This window comes from endosymbiont of Ridgeia piscesae (genome assembly GCF_001443665.1).
Lineage (GTDB): Bacteria > Pseudomonadota > Gammaproteobacteria > Chromatiales > Chromatiaceae > Endoriftia > Endoriftia persephonae.
This window is the reverse complement of record NZ_KQ557130.1, coordinates 13,022-29,466: the sequence shown is the minus strand read 5'-3', so window position 1 is coordinate 29,466 and position 16,445 is coordinate 13,022. Positions and strand designations below refer to the sequence as shown.

The 16,445-nt window shown below is 59.9% G+C and carries 13 protein-coding genes; 10 read left to right on the top strand and 3 right to left on the bottom strand.

All coding sequences use genetic code 11. The annotated features are described in order from the left end of the window. The first annotated feature begins 22 nt into the window (after window positions 1-22). The 7 genes from Ga0074115_RS09045 (at window position 23) to Ga0074115_RS09015 (ending at window position 6,777) form a co-directional block, all read left to right on the top strand. Entirely contained in the window at window positions 23-1,228 is a 1,206-nt protein-coding gene (locus tag Ga0074115_RS09045) for a type II secretion system F family protein (protein ID WP_005965955.1), read from the top strand. A gap of 2 nt (window positions 1,229-1,230) precedes the next feature. Beyond that, window positions 1,231-2,895, top strand: a complete 1,665-nt coding sequence (locus Ga0074115_RS09040) for a hypothetical protein (RefSeq protein ID WP_057956826.1) — start codon at window positions 1,231-1,233, stop codon at window positions 2,893-2,895. After that, entirely contained in the window at window positions 2,892-3,536 is a 645-nt protein-coding gene (locus Ga0074115_RS09035) for a hypothetical protein (RefSeq protein WP_057956825.1), read from the top strand. Before Ga0074115_RS09040 ends, Ga0074115_RS09035 begins: the two co-directional genes overlap by 4 nt. Next, on the top strand, window positions 3,517-4,068 hold the full coding sequence (locus tag Ga0074115_RS09030; protein ID WP_232433009.1) for a hypothetical protein: 552 nt from the start codon (window positions 3,517-3,519) through the stop codon (window positions 4,066-4,068). Before Ga0074115_RS09035 ends, Ga0074115_RS09030 begins: the two co-directional genes overlap by 20 nt. Continuing rightward, complete coding sequence (locus tag Ga0074115_RS09025) at window positions 4,065-5,219, top strand: hypothetical protein (RefSeq protein WP_057956823.1); 1,155 nt, start codon at window positions 4,065-4,067, stop codon at window positions 5,217-5,219. Before Ga0074115_RS09030 ends, Ga0074115_RS09025 begins: the two co-directional genes overlap by 4 nt. Before the next feature lie 17 nt (window positions 5,220-5,236). After that, window positions 5,237-5,950, top strand: coding sequence for a type II secretion system protein (locus tag Ga0074115_RS09020; protein ID WP_057956822.1), 714 nt, complete (start codon window positions 5,237-5,239; stop codon window positions 5,948-5,950). A 218-nt stretch (window positions 5,951-6,168) separates the two neighbouring features. Further along, the gene (locus tag Ga0074115_RS09015) at window positions 6,169-6,777 is read left to right on the top strand and encodes a prepilin-type N-terminal cleavage/methylation domain-containing protein (protein WP_057956821.1); all 609 of its coding nucleotides are present in this window, start codon (window positions 6,169-6,171) and stop codon (window positions 6,775-6,777) included. A gap of 77 nt (window positions 6,778-6,854) precedes the next feature. Here the strand turns inward: Ga0074115_RS09015 and Ga0074115_RS09010 are convergent, their stop codons facing one another. Next, window positions 6,855-8,555, bottom strand: a complete 1,701-nt coding sequence (locus Ga0074115_RS09010; RefSeq protein ID WP_232433008.1) for an ATP-binding protein — start codon at window positions 8,553-8,555, stop codon at window positions 6,855-6,857. 99 nt (window positions 8,556-8,654) lie between these two features. Between Ga0074115_RS09010 and Ga0074115_RS09005 the strand changes: the two genes are divergently transcribed. The 3 genes from Ga0074115_RS09005 (at window position 8,655) to Ga0074115_RS08995 (ending at window position 14,220) form a co-directional block, all read left to right on the top strand. After that, a complete protein-coding gene (locus Ga0074115_RS09005; protein WP_060528437.1) occupies window positions 8,655-11,492 on the top strand; it encodes a valine--tRNA ligase in 2,838 nt (945 codons plus the stop codon). 249 nt (window positions 11,493-11,741) lie between these two features. Then, window positions 11,742-13,238, top strand: coding sequence for a hypothetical protein (locus tag Ga0074115_RS09000; protein ID WP_057956858.1), 1,497 nt, complete (start codon window positions 11,742-11,744; stop codon window positions 13,236-13,238). Window positions 13,239-13,437: 199 nt separating this feature from the next. Further along, the gene (locus Ga0074115_RS08995) at window positions 13,438-14,220 is read left to right on the top strand and encodes a hypothetical protein (RefSeq protein WP_232433007.1); all 783 of its coding nucleotides are present in this window, start codon (window positions 13,438-13,440) and stop codon (window positions 14,218-14,220) included. 59 nt (window positions 14,221-14,279) lie between these two features. Here the strand turns inward: Ga0074115_RS08995 and Ga0074115_RS08990 are convergent, their stop codons facing one another. Both Ga0074115_RS08990 and Ga0074115_RS08985 read right to left on the bottom strand, forming a co-directional pair. Then, window positions 14,280-14,768, bottom strand: a complete 489-nt coding sequence (locus Ga0074115_RS08990; protein ID WP_057956856.1) for a hypothetical protein — start codon at window positions 14,766-14,768, stop codon at window positions 14,280-14,282. 144 nt (window positions 14,769-14,912) lie between these two features. Continuing rightward, a complete protein-coding gene (locus Ga0074115_RS08985; protein WP_057956855.1) occupies window positions 14,913-16,421 on the bottom strand; it encodes an FMN-binding glutamate synthase family protein in 1,509 nt (502 codons plus the stop codon). Between the last annotated feature and the right edge of the window lie 24 nt (window positions 16,422-16,445).

Genomic DNA, 16,445 nt, shown 5'->3' with positions numbered 1-16,445 from the left:
CATGCATAAGGCAAGCTGAGCGATGCAGAGTTACGACTACCGCGCCATCGACCCCCAGGGCAGGATCCACAAAGGCCGGATCAGCGCCGCCAACGAGCTGGATCTCGACCTGCGGGTACGCAAGATGCACCTGGAGCTGCTCTCCCACCGGCGCAGCCGCAACCACGGACGCAAACGCTTTGGCCTGGGCGGTAACCGGCGCCGCCTGCTGATCGACTTTGTCTTTTCCCTGGAACAGCTGGTGCGCGCCGGGGTGCCGCTGCTGGAGGGGATCCACGACGTGCGTGACAGCCTTGCCGCCTCCTACTTCAAAGATGTGCTGGGCAATGTAATCGACGCCATCGAGGGCGGTAGCACCCTCTCCCAGGCACTCGAGCTACACCCGGAGCTGTTCGACCGGGTGTTTATCAGCCTGATCCGGGTCGGCGAGGAATCGGGGCGCCTCGACACCCTACTCGAGCAGATCACCGAGTCGCTCAAGTGGCAGGATGAACTCGCCTCCCACGCCAAGAAGATCATGATCTATCCGCTGATCCTCGGCAGCGTGCTGCTCGGCGTGACCGGCTTTATGATGGGCTATCTGGTACCCCGCCTGGTGCCCTTCATCCGCGAGATCGGCGGTGAACTGCCACCCCACACGCAAGCACTGATCGCCACCTCCGATTTCATCATCGCCAACTGGCCATTTCTGCTTGGACTACTGCTCGGGCTGCCACTGGCGGTGCGCCTGGCCCGTCGCCTGAACCGCCGCTTCGACTATCTGCTCTCCCTACTGTCACTGCGCTTCTGGCTATTCGGCCCGCTCAACCTGAAGATCAAGCTGGGACGCCTGGCACAGAGCTTCTCGCTGATGTACAGCTCCGGCATCTCGGTATTGGAGGCGATGCAGCTGAGCGAGTCGCTGGTACAGAACCGGGTGCTGGAGGAGAAGCTGCGCGGTGCCCGACAGCAGATCGCCGAAGGGGTCGGCATCGCCGAGAGCTACAAACGCATGGATCTCTTCCCACCACTGGTGGTGCGCATGTTGCGGGTTGGCGAAAGCAGCGGCGCGCTCGACAAGGCACTGGATAACGTCAGCTACTTCTACACCCGCGACATCCGCGAGACTATCGCCAAGATCGAACCTGCGATCTCCCCGGCGCTGACCATCGCGATGGCAGCGATCATGGGCTGGGTGATGGTCAGTGTACTCGGCCCGATCTACGACACCATCGCCAAGATAGGATGAGCATGCGCCCGGTACTCTTCTTCAGCGGCTACATGATGACAGTGTTCCACTGGAAAGGGGCGCGGCAACTGTGTCAGTTTGCCTTCCCCCCCACCCCGGAGGGGATAATCGCCTTCCGGGACTATCTGGAACGACTTGGGCGTCAGCCAGTGCGCCTGCTGGTGGACCTGATCGAGGAGGAGTTCCAGCAGCGCGAGCAACCCCATCTGCGCGGGCGGGACTATCGCCGCTACTGCCGCAACAACGGCCTGCGCATGTTCGACCAATCGCCTTTTCTCCACCACTCCCTGTTGGAGGTGCGCCGCAGCGACAGCGGCAAACGGGATTTTGTACTCTACTCCGGCCTCACCAACCCCGAGCTGATGGCCCCTTGGCTGCTGGCGATCCGTGAGACCGCCACCCCGCTGTTGGGGATCTGGTCGGTGCCGCAACTCAGCCGCGGCCTGATCGAGCAGCTGAAACTCAAACGGGAGAACGTGCTGCTACTCAGCCAGGAGGCCCCCTCAACCCTGCGCCAGAGCTTCTTCCGTAACGGCAAACTCTACTTCAGCCGGCAGGCGGCGGTGCCCCGAGGTGGGGAAGCAGAGATCCGCCGTTTCCTGCAGCAAGAGCTACAACACACCCGCGCCTTTCTCGCCTCGCGGCACTTCATCAAGAACGGCGAACCGCTGCGTCCGGTGGCACTACTACGCGACGAGTGGGCCAGGCTCCTGCGCGAGGAGATACAGGCATCTGATCTACATGACCCAGTGATCGCATCGGTCTCCGAAGTGTATGAGTTGTTTGGCATCAACACCGATGAGTCGGTTTTGTGCAACGTACTCTTCACCTGGCTCTGCTCCCGTGCTCCCCAACGCAGTCAGCCCTATCTTGACCCGCCGGGCCTACAGGACTACTACGGCTACCAGGCCGGCCAGATGCTCAAAGCGGCTGCCATGGGACTATTCTGCATCGCCCTCGGCTTCTCCCAGTATCAGGTAGTTGAGGCCCTCATCGACCACGCCAAGATTCCGCAGTTGCTGCATAGCACCCAGCAAGCCGATAGCCATTTTAAAAAGCAGTATGGCGGTATTGAGGAGCAACTGGGGCAGGCGGCCCGCATGCGCCATTCGGTAGAGTGGTTCGACGGCTTCCGACAGCACAGCTATCCCTCCCTCCCTGGTCAGGCGCTGGCAGCCGTCTCCAGAGTACTGGAGAGACCAGACCTGGAGGAGATCCAGATCACCAGCCTGCGCTGGCTGCTGGGAGACGAAGTGCCGCAGGCCACAAGTAGTGACAACTCACTGGGCGGCGATGATATGGACAACAGGCAGCAGCCAGGCGGCATGCTGGGGATGATCGACGAGATGGGCATGGATGACATGGCAGACGAGAGCATGGCGCAAGAGGTTAGTGGCCGGTTGGTCCACAACCTGCTGATGCGAGGCATCATCAAAAGCGAGGCGGAGAACTACCGTCGCCAGCTTGATCTGATCGAGCTGTTGCGTAACCGACTCTCCCACCAGGCCCATGTGGAGGATATCGCGGTGCGCCAGCTGCCGGTTGACATCAGCTCCAGCGGCCAAGTCTCCGGCCGTGCCGGAGTCAAGGCAGTAGGCAACAATGACCAGGAGAAGGATCGGGAGTTCGAGATCCTTATCAGCTTCTCTCAGCAGGTGGAGTCATGATCCATTCCAACTACCTGCGCCGATACCGCCTCTCCTTTGCCGCCCTGCTCAGCCTGGTATTACTCTCATTCCTGATCATCAGCGCATCCATCTGGTATGCCAGTGAGATCAACAGCGAGACCGCTGAGGTCCGTACCGCGCTGCATCAGGCGATGGCCAGGATTCGCGAGGCGCGCCGCAATCTGGAGCTGGCCGCTATCTACCAGGAGCGCTATAGCAGCCTGCAGCAACAGGGAGTCATCGGCGAGGAAGAGCGGCTGGCCTGGATCGAACAGATACGTGAGACCGCCATCGCCCAGGGTATCCCACAGGTCACCTACTCACTGGCAAGCCGCGCCCCCTTCCAGCCACCATCGGCGAGCGACCTGATCCAGTCGCTCCCCCTGTTTGGCAGTCGCATGAAACTGCAACTCGGCCTGTTGCACGAAGAGCAACTGTTCCGCTTCCTGCAGGGATTGCAGCGGCAGGTAACGGGGCTCTTTCTGGTACGCAGCTGTCAGTTGCAGCGCGCCGAACGGGATCGGCCCATCAAAACCAACCGCACCGACCTGATCAATATTCGTGCCGCCTGCGATCTGGAGTGGTTAACGATCAACTTTGAAGCAGCAACTGGAGCCGTCGATGAGAGCATGGCGCCCTAGATTGACAATCCTGCTGCTCCTGCTTGCCACACCGGCCGCCAGCTGGGCCGAGGAGCGCCAAAACGGCTTCGGCCGGCTATTCACCTCAGCGGAGCAGCGCTATCAACTCGACAACCTGCTGCGACAGCCCAACGCGGAGCCATTCACAGAAGCTGCTGTTGAACCCCCTCCGGCGATTCATCTGAAAGGGACCGTATTCCGTCCGCATCAGCGCAATATCAGTTGGGTAAACGACCATTCGACGCTCAAAACCAGTCGGCTCTCAAATGGCATTGATGTGCAGGATCGCCACGCCGACCGGGATAAGGGCGCTATCCCGTTACAGTACGGCACAGCGATTAAGCAATTGAAACCTGGGCAGGTGTGGCTGTTACAGCAGCAGCGGGTGGTGGAAGCGATTGATCTGCCGACAGCGCAACCACTGCCAACGCAGGCAGACGCAAAACAGACAACGGCCGCCACAATGGAACACAGCAAGACACAAGCCGTCCCCACCATTGATGCCACCGAAACTACAGGTAGCCAACTATGAACCACCTGCGCCGACCCCAACAGGGCGCGGCCTTCCTGCTGCTGATCTTCTCCCTGACCATGGCGCTGGCAATGGCGGTAGTCGGCAAATTCTCCATCGACCGGTTTCGCCTGCACCGGGCCAACGCCAACCTGGAACAGCTGCAGCAGGCCAAGCAGGCGTTAATCGGCTACGCCGTGATGCATAGCCGTCCCGGCGCCCTGCCCTGCCCCGACTACAACGGCGACGGCCGCATCACTAACCCTGAAGACCACAACGGCAGCCGCTGTCGCAGTGAAACGGGCGGAACCATGCGCCCTGGTTGGCTACCTTGGCGGGAGCTGGGGGTGGCGCAACTGATCGATAGCAGCAACGCCACTCTCTGGTATCTGCCCAGTCCGGCCTATACCGAGCTGGCCAGCGTCCCGCTCAACAGCGACACCTCGGGCGCTCTGAGGCTGGATGGCCAGGGGGATATCGTTGCGCTGGTGATCGCCCCCGGGCCGGTGCTGGATCAACAACAGCGCAGTAGCGCGGTAATGGGCAATGCCGATCGGGCCCGCTCCGCTCACCTGGAGGGGGAGAACCGCGACAGCGACGCCGATTTCACCCAGGCCCGTCCAGCCTCCACCGGCCTCAATGACCGGCTGATCGCCATCACCCGCCGTGAGTTGATGCAGGAGGTGGAGCGCCGCGTGGCTGCAGAGATCGCGCTACGCCTGCGCGACTATGTGGCCGGTTGCAGCCGCCTTCCTGATGCGGTGCCATTTACTGATCCGTCCGGGCTGGCGCTGTTCGACAGTCAGCCAGGCACCACAGAGGGGCTGCTGCCCATCGACAGCGTGCTGCCGGCCAACTGGGGCAGTGGCTGCGCCGCCGGCGCCTCCTTGCCACCCTGGTTCCAGGCCAACAACTGGCACTGGCTAAGCTATTTCGCCAGCGCCGCGACCAATTGCTCCCCCGGCGTCGACTGCCTCGAGGTGGCCAACCTGCCCGGCCGAAGAGACGACAAACAGGGGCTGCTGCTGCTCGCCGGCATCGACCTCAGCGGGCGCCGTCCCTCCGCCACTCTCAGCGACTATTTTGAAGGGGAGAATGGCCAGAGTGGCAACCGCCGCTTCGACCTGCGCCCGCCCGGTGGCAACGATACACTACGTGTCATCCTTCCATAGCAATCAGGAGAGCGGCCATGAAGGTCTCAGCGCAACGCGGTTTTACCCTGATCGAACTGGCCCTCGGCATGGTGATCATCGGTCTGCTGATGGGGGGAGCATTGATCTCACTGATGTCGCAACGCGAAACCCAGGCGCGCAACGAGACCGAAGACCAGCTGCTCACGGTGCGTGACGCGCTGGTGGGTTTTGCCATGGCCAACGGCTACCTGCCCTGTCCGGCAACCCTCGGCAGCAATGGACAGCAGGCCCCAGTCGGCGGCGGCAACTGCAGCCAACCCCACGGCTATGTACCGGTCAGAACCCTCGGGCTCTCCGGCGCAGTCGACAGCAACGGTCTGCTGCTGGATCAATGGAACTCTCCCCTGCGCTACAGCGTCACCCAGAGCAATGTAGGGGGAGCATCAAGTGCGGACTTCACCACCCCCGGCGACATGCGGGCGGTGCAGATGCAGTTTCTCAATCCCGATCTGCAGATCTGTCAGGCGGTCAACTGTCCCGCCGGCAGCGTGATCAGCAGCACCGCGCCGTTTGTGATCTTCTCCATCGGCAAGAACGGCACCCGCTCCCCCGGTCGTCATGAGCGCGAGAACATCGACAACAGCGACCGCCAGTTCTGCTCTCGCGGTTACGCCGACCTGACCAGTTCAGAGCGCTTCGACGACCTGCTGCTCTGGATCTCGCCTCAAGTGCTCTACCACCGCCTAGTCACTGCCGGGCAGCTGCCCTGAGCTGATCCCGGACGTTGAAGCCTCAACAGCTGTTGAGGAACGCACAGCCTATTGTCGATATTTCAACACTACGTTGGCAACCCGAAGAGATAACTCCGTGACATCTCCCGCGCAAACCCGTTTTCAAGCTTTTTTATGACCAATTTCGCCTACTCGACCATCTGGCACGCAGCCTGCAAGAACACACTTGACTACTACCAATCGAGAGGTCCAAGAAAATGAAAAAACAGAACGGCTTTACCCTGGTGGAGATATCCATCGTCCTGGTCATCATCGGCCTGCTGATCGGCGGCATCCTGAAGGGTCAGGAGATGATTCAGAACGCCAAATACAAAAACTTCGTGCAGCAGATCGACTCCTACCGGGCAGCGGTCTACGCCTTTCAGGATCGCTACAAGGCTCTGCCCGGCGATTTCAACAAGGCGACCACCAGTTTTCAGGCACCCACTGGCGTGACCGTAAGAAATGGCAATGGCGATGGTACTGTGAGCGGTGGCTGGTGCGACAGAAACACCGAAGAGTCCTGCTTGGTCTGGCAGCATCTAATGCTGGCCGGCATGATCGGTGGTGATGTCAGCGCCCAGGGCAAGGCCCTGCGCCGCCAACATCCCTACGGGGGCCTGATCGACGCCATCTCCACCGGTAACTGGGCAAATGGCCGCAACGAACTGAAGATCCTGATGCGTAGCCTACCCGGCGACATCGCACAGCGCATGGATGATGAGCTGGACGATGGCAACGCCACCTCCGGTGATATGGCCCGCTACGGCGGCTCCGGTAGCAGCTATGACAAAAACCAGAGGCTCGATGTCTTCATCACCCTTTGATCCCCTGTTGTAGACGCAAAGCCCGGGAATCTCCGGGCTTTGCGTTGTCTGGAAGATCAGCACATCTATAGGTCGGGCTAATCTCCGCCGGCCTCCCCCTTCTCAGCCGCTCCCTTCAGGGTAAAACAGACCCGTCCGTTGCGATTCTCCGCCAACTCCAGCTTGAAACCGTGGACCTGGGCGATCCGGGCGGACTGGTAGAGCCCCACCCCCAAACCATTGTCCGAGGCGACCGGCCCGTTAAACAGGCTTGCAACCACCGCCTCGGGCACTGCGGCACCGCTGTCACAGACTCTGAGCAGAAACCCCTCGTCACGGGTATTGTGCAGCTCCATGCGGATCATCAGCTGCGGCTCAGTGAGCCGCTTGAGCCGGGCGTTCTCCAGCAGATTCTCGCTGATCGAGGTCAACACCGTGGCGGGCACCTTGCGCCTCACTTCCAGATGCGCAGAAAATTCGGCGTCACGGCCAGTATAGAGCAGCTGTAAACGCTCCCACCAACTCTGGATCTCCACCCAATCTTCTTGCTGAACCAAAGGTGCCCGCAGCTTATCCAGTGTCGTATGTAGTCTTTTTCCAAGTGCTTTCAGCTGACGCGAGACCACAGCCAGCGCCTCACCATCACAGTCATGGCGCGCCTCTTCGGCCAAGGCAGCAACAGTATTCATCGCCTGCAGAATATTCTTCATGTCGTGGGTCAGACGTGCACCAGTCTCGTAGATGGCGCGCAGATGCGCCTGTTCAGAGAGCCGTTTCTCCCGCGAGTGGGCCAGATAGAAAAACATCAGGGCCTTCTGCAACAGCCGGGTATGGTAGCGCAGGCCTGGTCCGACTTCCTGATGGAAAAAGAAGTGGATGGCAATATCCTGCTCGCCCACCATTGAAACAAAATCAGTGGCCCTGCCAACCATCTGATCACCGTTTTCCCGGGTGACTTTCACACCCTCCACCCAACCGAGTTTCAATGCCTCTTCAGCCCCCGCAGTGAGCAGGGTTTCAGGATCGATATTGGGGCGGGAGGCGATATTGGCCAGATTGGAGAGCCACAACTCAAACGGGGTTCCAAGATTGAAGATATAGCTCTCCCAGAGCTGGGAGAGACCCTCACCCGAGCGCAAGAAGAAGCTAAGCGCAAACATCAGCAAACCGATACCGAGCATCGCGCCAGCCAGCCCAAAGTGATATTCGATGCCGCTGAGTAGATGAACCATCGCCGCTCCCATCCCCAGCGCCAACACCAGCAAAACAAACAGCATGGAGTGGAAAAAGTCGGTACGTCCAGCACTGTCCCCACCCCACGATGGCGACAACACCATCCAGACAATCGGAATGAAGCCCAGAAAGATAAAGAGGCGGTACTCAGCAGCTGAAAAATTTGCGGGAAACAGTGTCAGTGGCAGCAACACCAACAGCAGATCGACAAGCAACACAACCAGCGCAGCCGACAGCAACAGGCGCTCACTGCGGCTGGAAAACACCCGCCCACTGACCAGGCCAATTAGCAACAACAACCACAGCTCTGCCGCGAAAGGTCGGGCTGGTGTAACAAAACAGATCAGAATGGGTAGCAGATAGAGCAGATCCCGCAGTTGCCAATCCACATCGCGGCGCAACAGCGGCTGCCAAAGCAGAAAAAAACCAAGATGGACCAGAAGCAGACCCGTTGCAACCGTCGAATCAATCCCGCTCAGCAACGCGAGCTGCAACGCCAGCAGTGACAAACCCAGACGACGCCCCGGAACAGCCAAGCTCTTTTTCAAAGAGAAAACCAAATCCATCTGACACCCATTATCTCGGATAAAGATTACTCTCCCCCCTCCCACAACTCATGGGGCTATAATAGCCGCCTTTTTTGGCCGAACCATCTGATACACACCATGGACAAGACCTACGACCCCCACGCCATAGAACAACGCTGGTACCAGACCTGGGAAGAGCGCGGTTACTTCGCCCCCGCAGCCGAAGGCGACAGCGCCTACTGCATCATGATCCCGCCGCCCAACGTCACCGGCAGCCTGCATATGGGGCACGGTTTCAACAACACGATCATGGACACCCTGATCCGCTTCCACCGGATGAAGGGGGACCAAACCCTCTGGCAGCCCGGCAGCGACCACGCCGGCATCGCCACCCAGATGGTAGTGGAGCGCCAACTGGAGGCACAGGGCAAGACCCGCCACGACCTGGGCCGCGACGCCTTCATCGACCGTATCTGGGAGTGGCGCCAGGAGTCCGGCGGCAACATCACTCGCCAACTGCGACGTCTCGGCTCCTCCCTCGACTGGCAGCATGAACGCTTCACCATGGATGACGGGCTCTCCGAAGCGGTCAAAGAAGTCTTCGTGCGCCTCTACGAAGAGGGGCTGATCTATCGCGGCAAACGCTTAGTCAACTGGGACACCAAACTGCACACCGCCGTCTCCGACCTGGAGGTACTCAACGAGGAGGAGAGCGGCCACATGTGGCATATGCGCTACCCCCTCTCCAACGGCCAGGGCCACCTGATCGTCGCCACCACCCGCCCCGAGACTATGCTGGGCGACTGCGCGGTGGCAGTGAACCCCAACGATGAACGCTACAAGCACATGATCGGCGAGCTGCTAGAGCTGCCGCTGACCGACCGCAAGATTCCGATCATCGCCGACGAGGAGCACGTCGACCCCGAGTTCGGCACCGGCTGCGTGAAGATCACCCCGGCCCACGACTTCAACGACTACGCTGTCTGGCTGCGCCACCGCGACGAGATCGCGATCAGCGAACAACCCCACGGCGGCCTGATCAACATCTTCACCACCGACGCAGCGATCCGCGAAAATGAGGTGGAGGAAGGCGAGCTGATCCCCGCCAAATATATCGGCATGGACCGCTACCTGGCGCGCAAACAGATCGTCGCCGACCTGGAAGCCAGCGGCCTGCTGGAGCGGATCGACGACCACAAGCTGATGGTGCCCCGCGGCGACCGCTCCGGCACCGTGATCGAACCCTTTTTGACTGACCAGTGGTACGTCAAGGTCGGCCCACTGGCAAAGCCCGCCATCGAGGCCGTCGAGAAGGGCGACATCAAATTCGTACCCGACAACTGGAAGAACACCTACTACGAGTGGATGCGCAACATCCAGGACTGGTGCATCTCCCGCCAGATCTGGTGGGGCCACCGCATCCCCGCCTGGTACGACGACGAAGGCAACGTCTACGTTGGCCGTAGCGAGGCTGAGGTACGCAACCAGCACGGCCTCGACGCCGACTACCCGCTGCGCCAAGATGAGGACGTACTCGACACCTGGTTCAGCTCGGCGCTCTGGCCCTTCTCCACCCTCGGCTGGCCGGAGGATACTCAGCGCCTGCAGGCGTTCTATCCCACCAACGTGCTGGTCACCGGCTTCGACATCATCTTCTTCTGGGTGGCGCGGATGATCATGATGGGGCTCAAGTTCATGGATGGGCAGGTCCCCTTCCACGAGGTCTATGTGCACGGCCTGGTGCGCGACAGCCACGGCGACAAGATGTCCAAGTCGAAGGGCAACGTCCTCGATCCGATCGACCTGATCGACGGCATCGATCTGGAGGCGCTGGTGGCCAAGCGCACCCGTGGCATGATGCAGCCAAAACTGGCGAAGAAGATCGAAAAACAGACTCGCAAGGAGTTCCCCGACGGTATCCCCAGCTTCGGCACTGATGCTTTGAGATTCACCTTCGCCGCGCTGGCCGCCACCGGCCGCGACATCAAGTTCGACCTGGGGCGCATCGAGGGCTATCGCAACTTCTGCAACAAGCTTTGGAATGCCTCCCGTTACGTGCTGATGAACACCGAGGGAGAGGACTGTGGCCAATCTTTACCACGATCGGGAGGCGAACTGGAGCGCTCAGTAGCCGATCGCTGGATCCTCTCCCGGTTGCAGCAGACCAAACAGAGCATCACCGAGGCGATCGAAAACTACCGCTTCGACCACGCCGCTCAGGCGATCTACGAGTTCACCTGGAACCACTACTGCGACTGGTACCTGGAGCTGACCAAGCCGGTGCTCAACAGCGACACCGCATCGGAGGCCGCCAAGCGCGGCACTCGCCGCACCCTGGTGCGGGTGCTCGAGGCCCTGCTGCGCCTGGCCCATCCGATCATGCCCTTCATCACCGAAGAGATCTGGCAGCAGGTCGCGCCACTGACCGGCAAGGATGGAGAGACCATCATGCTCCAACCCTACCCCAGCTTCCGCCAAGCGCTGGTCGACCCTGAGGCGGAGCAGCAGATGGAGTGGGTGATGCAGTTCATCCTCGGCATCCGCAAGATCAAGGGCGAGATGGACATCGCCCCCTCGAAAAAGGTGCCGGTGCTACTGGCCAATGCCAGCAAGCAGGATGCAGCCTGGGCCGAGGCGGCCCGCCCCTACCTCGATTTTCTGGCCAGGACTGAGTCGATCATCCGGTTGGATGAGGGCAATGCCGGCCCCGAGTCTGCCACCGCCTTGGTCGGCGAGATGCAGGTGCTGATCCCACTGGCCGGCCTGATCGACAAGGATGCGGAGCTGGCGCGCTTGGAGAAGGAGATGGGCAAGCTCCAGGCTGAGCTGGAGCGCACCGACAAGAAGCTCGCCAACCCCAACTTTGTCGACAAGGCACCGGAGGCGGTGGTGCAGAAGGAGCGGGATAAACTCGAGGTGGCGCGCAGAGCATTGGCTGATCTAGAAACACAGGCGGAGAAGATCCGCACCCTCTGAGCTGGCACTCCAGTGCCGACCTGACCGGCCGAAGCAGCACCCGGGCACCAGCTCCGGGTGCTGGCTAGCCAGCATCAACTCTCAACATGGCCTAAGAATGCCCAGCTTCCCCACCGGCACACAGCACCCTGCTGAAATCTCATCAGTCGCTGCTATGTTTCCAGAGGAATGTGGAATAAAAATCGTGCGAGGGGAGGCAGGCCGGTGGAGAACAAGTGAGTTCAAATCAACCACAGCCGCTTTGGCTGGTTGTTCCATATCGGTGCCAAAGCTGTAGATGGCTGGTTTTTTGTCACCCTCTTCCTCTGGGGGTGCTATCTGGCTTCCTTCGGACTCGTAACGCACGACCCCTTCTATGCTTGGCTTGAGTCCGCCTACTCATTCATCGCCAGCATCACCGCTGCTACCACCCTCTATCTTTTTCTGATCCTGTTTACCGGCGAGCCGGACAAGCAACGGCTCCCCTGGATGATCCGTTTCTGTTACCTGTTCACCATGCTGGCCCTGGTGATGAGCATCTGGCCCTTCGTGGCACCACATAAGTTGGCAGAAGGCCGGCCAGGCGCAAGGATTATCAGCATGACAGAGGGCTGTTCGCTTGCCCCGACAGACGGGAACAAGGAGCAGGTGCTACCGGTGGTTCAGTGCCAGAAAGAGCCAAATGCCGGAAGCCTTAACTGTCAATGGATCCTGAACATCGGCGGTTTTATGACCCCGATGCCGGGCGTGCCGGTACAGGACACAACACTCTCAGAGGAGGCCGCCAGTGCCTGTGTCGAGAACGACACTGGTTGCCAAAACTTCGCCCTCAATTTCGCCCTCAATAAAGAGTGTATGGCGGAGCGAGAGGCATGCAGAGAGGTGGCCCAGGGAATTACCGAACAGCCTGCAAGAGAGCAAAAGCTGAGGCAGTGTCAGGATCAGTTCGAGCAGTGCAATCCGCCGCCTGGCCTCCAACCCACGATGGAGTCAAGCTGGACACAGATCGAAAGCGGTATCGTGGTCCCCCTCTATGTGCTGATTTTCGCCCTCATCGGAGGGGCCGTGAGCATGACCCGGCGGGTGCCGGAGATCCAGCACAACGCCTGGTGGGTGGAGCAGGAGGTGACAGCGATCATCAATAAGCATCCGCTTGCCTCGAAGTTGGTGGACGCCACAAACCACTACACTGCGATGCTCAATGCGGCTGGGAGACTCGAACCCGATTCGCTGCAGCAGGAGGCAGAAGAGTTGGCGAATCTGGCTTCCGGACTTGAGATCCGTCACAGCAAGGGGATACAGAAAACCGCGCAACTGGCGGACAGAGTGGCGGAAAACAGCAGTGCTGCAGGCCTGCAGCCGTTGCAGGAGGCGGCACAAAGACTGAGTCGAATATTGAGTCAACTGCAGCAGACCGACACCAGCAAACTGCAGTCCGATGCAAAGCGCCTGGAAGACGAACACTGCCTACAGGTTCGGAACAAGCTGGTATTCGAGATCATGCAGGTACTCTCAGCGCCCATGATTGCGGTCATCGCCGTCTACTCTATGAAGCTGGAGACCGGGGCCACCACCGCCCTGGTTGCCTTCGCCGCCGGTTTCGCCTCCAAGACTATTCTCTATGTCATCCGCGCCATGCTGGATGCCCTGCAACCGCAGTATGTCACCCGTAACGAACAGGCACAGCAGGAGAAAACCTCCCAGGGCCTGAAAAAGCTGCAGCATGATGCTGACTCGCAACAGAGCGAGCGTGTCGCTACCCCGTAAAAGATTTTGGGACATCCCAGCCCCAAAAATCGACTCGCCAACGCGACAGCCTATAGTGTCCCGGCCACCCTGCGCCCGTGCCAGCCCCAGAAATCGACATGCCTGCATTCAGCTTTCATTCAGTTAAACCCCCTTAGTCTGTAAACAGAAGATGAGCTATCTCAACCTGACTAACTTAATAAGACAATGGGAGACAGTGATGAAAAAACTGAGTGGAGCACTGCTCGCAACGGCTGGTTTTCTGTTTGCGTTTGCTGTTGAAGCACGACCAGTCTGGCAGGATGACAAGATCGATGTTGAGATCGTCTCCGATTATGGCCAGGAGTTCCCTAAATATGAAATTGATGGCGACGGTAAGACACATCGCGCCTACCTGGAAGCCCGAAAGGGAAAAAATTACACTATCCGTATCACCAACAATAGTGATGAACGCATCGGACTCGTTATTACGGTCGACGGCAGGAACATCATCTCCGGGGAAAAATCCAACCTGAAACCCCACGAACGCATGTACGTTCTTGGCCCCTATCAACAGGCAGAGTATGAGGGCTGGCGCACCAGTAAAAAACGGGTCAATCGATTCTATTTCACCAGCATCGACGACTCATATGCTGATGCCTGGGGCGACCGCACGGCGATGGGCGTCATTGCAGTTGCCGTGTTCAAGGGCAAAAAGCCTGACATTCCATATGACAACTATCCCCGCCGACAGGAGAAGCGCCGCGCGCTTCGTAGACGGGGGGCAGACACGCTTGAAACCGCACCTGGCACCGGGTTTGGCGAGTCGGAGTACTCACCGGTCAGAACCGTGCACTTCAAACCGCGTTCCAAGGCAAGTGAAAAGCACTTCATAAAATACGAGTGGCGAAGAACACTCTGCAGCAAAGGCGTAATCGACTGCCAAATCACGCGCAATCGTTTTTGGCCTGATGAATGGGACAGCGGGTTTGCACCCTTCCCTCCCGGTCGCGGGGGCTTTTAAGCCGGATCTCTTACCATAATGTGGATTTTGGGGGGCAATCTGACTAAGAAGCCTCTATCTTAGAAGATTTGCCCCGGTTTGACTGTGATAAAACGGTAGGGTGCTGCCAGCAGGCCGTCGTCGGTGGTCACCAGCACGGTGGCCTCCCACTCCATCGCATCCCGCACACAAACCGGCAGTATGCCCTTACCGCTATAGCGCCCATCCGCCACCCGACTGAGCTGCGGACGGTTGAACCCCATGTTCATATCGACCCCTTTGAAATCAACCTCGACCCGCTCCGCCTCGATGCCCTGCAGCATCACCTGCAGCTGCAGCGGCCGCACCAGCGGGATCTCACGGGGTTCGATAACGAAGCTGATGCTACCGCCGCCAGGCAGGGAGGATACACAGGGACCGGCGCGCAGATCACAGCCGGGATCGAGCGGCGCAGAGAACTGAGCCTTAGGGTAGAGGATCGGCCAAACTTTGTAGACCACCACTGCGACCAGCGCGGTCAGCAGTACCCCTACAGACAACCATAAAAGACGATCTTTTTTCACTGCCATTGAGACTGCCGGGTTGAACTGGATTCAGGCATTGTAGGTGAGCCTGGCCGAAGTGGCACTGTCCAAAATCAAATCGAAAGATAGAAACTAGACAGCCTCAGAATCAGTCAGATGTCGCGACTAAAGCCGCCCCTGCAGAGCTATCTATTTACTAGCCAGCTCAATAAATCGTTCAGGATCGGGCTGCGGGTAGGGGTAGAGCTGGTCGAGCGGGATGCTGTGGCCAGCAGTCTGCACGATCCGCACATGGTTGCGCTGGAACTCATGGGCACAGCTGAGGCCACAGGAGTGGGCCAGCATATCGAGCTCCTGGTTGATCTGGGTGGCGTAGCTGGCGACCCGTTTCGCCTTCTCCGCCACCACCAGCCCCTTCTGCAGCCGTGGGTTCTGGGTGGTGATGCCGGTGGGACAGCTATTCTGATGACACTGCAGCGACTGGATGCAGCCCAGTGAGAACAGAAACCCCCGCGCACTGACGACAAAATTGGCACCGGCACAGAGCGCCCAGGCGGCCCGGTCCGAGGTCACCAACTTGCCCGAGGCGATGACCCGGATCCGCGCCTGCAGACCGGCCTGATAGAGCACATCCACCAGCAGCGGCAGGGACTCGCTCAGCGACAAGCCGACGTGGTCGGCCAGCGCCTGGGGCGCGGCGCCTGAACCGCCCTCACCGCCATCGAGGGTGATAAAGTCCGGCGCGCTCACCGCACCGCGGCGCAGGATCGCCGCCACCAGCTGCTGCGGATAGATCTCACTGCCGATCACCGTCTTCATCCCCACCGGCTTGCCGGTGATGCGGCGCACCCGCTCGATCACATCCAGCAGCTCATCCGGGTTACTGATCTCCTGGTGGCGATTTGGGCTGATCGCATCCTCTCCCTCGGGGATGCCACGAATCGCCGCGATCTCAGCGGTCACCTTGCTGCCCGGCAGTATCCCGCCCTTGCCCGGCTTAGCGCCCTGGGAGAGTTTCAGCTCGAAGGCCCGCACCTGCGGCAGCTCCGCCAGCTCCTGCAGACGCGCCTCATCGAGCTGCCCTTGAGCGTCGCGCACACCGAACTTGGCGGTACCGATCTGAAAGATTAGGTCACAGCCGCCTTTCAGATGGTAGGGGGAGAGCCCCCCCTCACCGGTGTTCAGCCAGACCCCGGCCTCTGCTGCACCGATCGAGAGCGCCTCCACCGCCCGGCTGGAGAGGGCGCCAAAGCCCATCCCGGAGATATTGACGATATGCTGCACGACAAAGGGGTGGCGACACTGGGGACCAATCACCAGCGCCGGGGCGCAGTGCAGATCCGATTCGAGGATCGCGTAGGGGGAGTTGACGAAGATGATCGAGCCTGGCTCACGCAGGTCGTTGGTCGAGCCAAAGCCGATGGTGCCAGGCAGCCCCTTCGCCTTGCGGTAGACCCAACTGCGGGTGGCACGGTTGAACGGCAGCTCCTGGCGGTCGTGGGCAAAGAAGTATTGGCGAAAGAACTCCCCCTGGCCTTCCAAAAAGTAGCGCATCCGCCCAACCAGCGGAAAGTTGCGCCGCACGCTGCTGTGGGTCTGGGTCAGGTCACGTACGAACATCATACCAAGTAGCAGAAACACCAGCCCCGCCAGCCATCCCATGCCGGTAAACAGCCAATAGACGAAGTCAGCCGTCATCGCTTTCCCCTTAATGCCTCGACT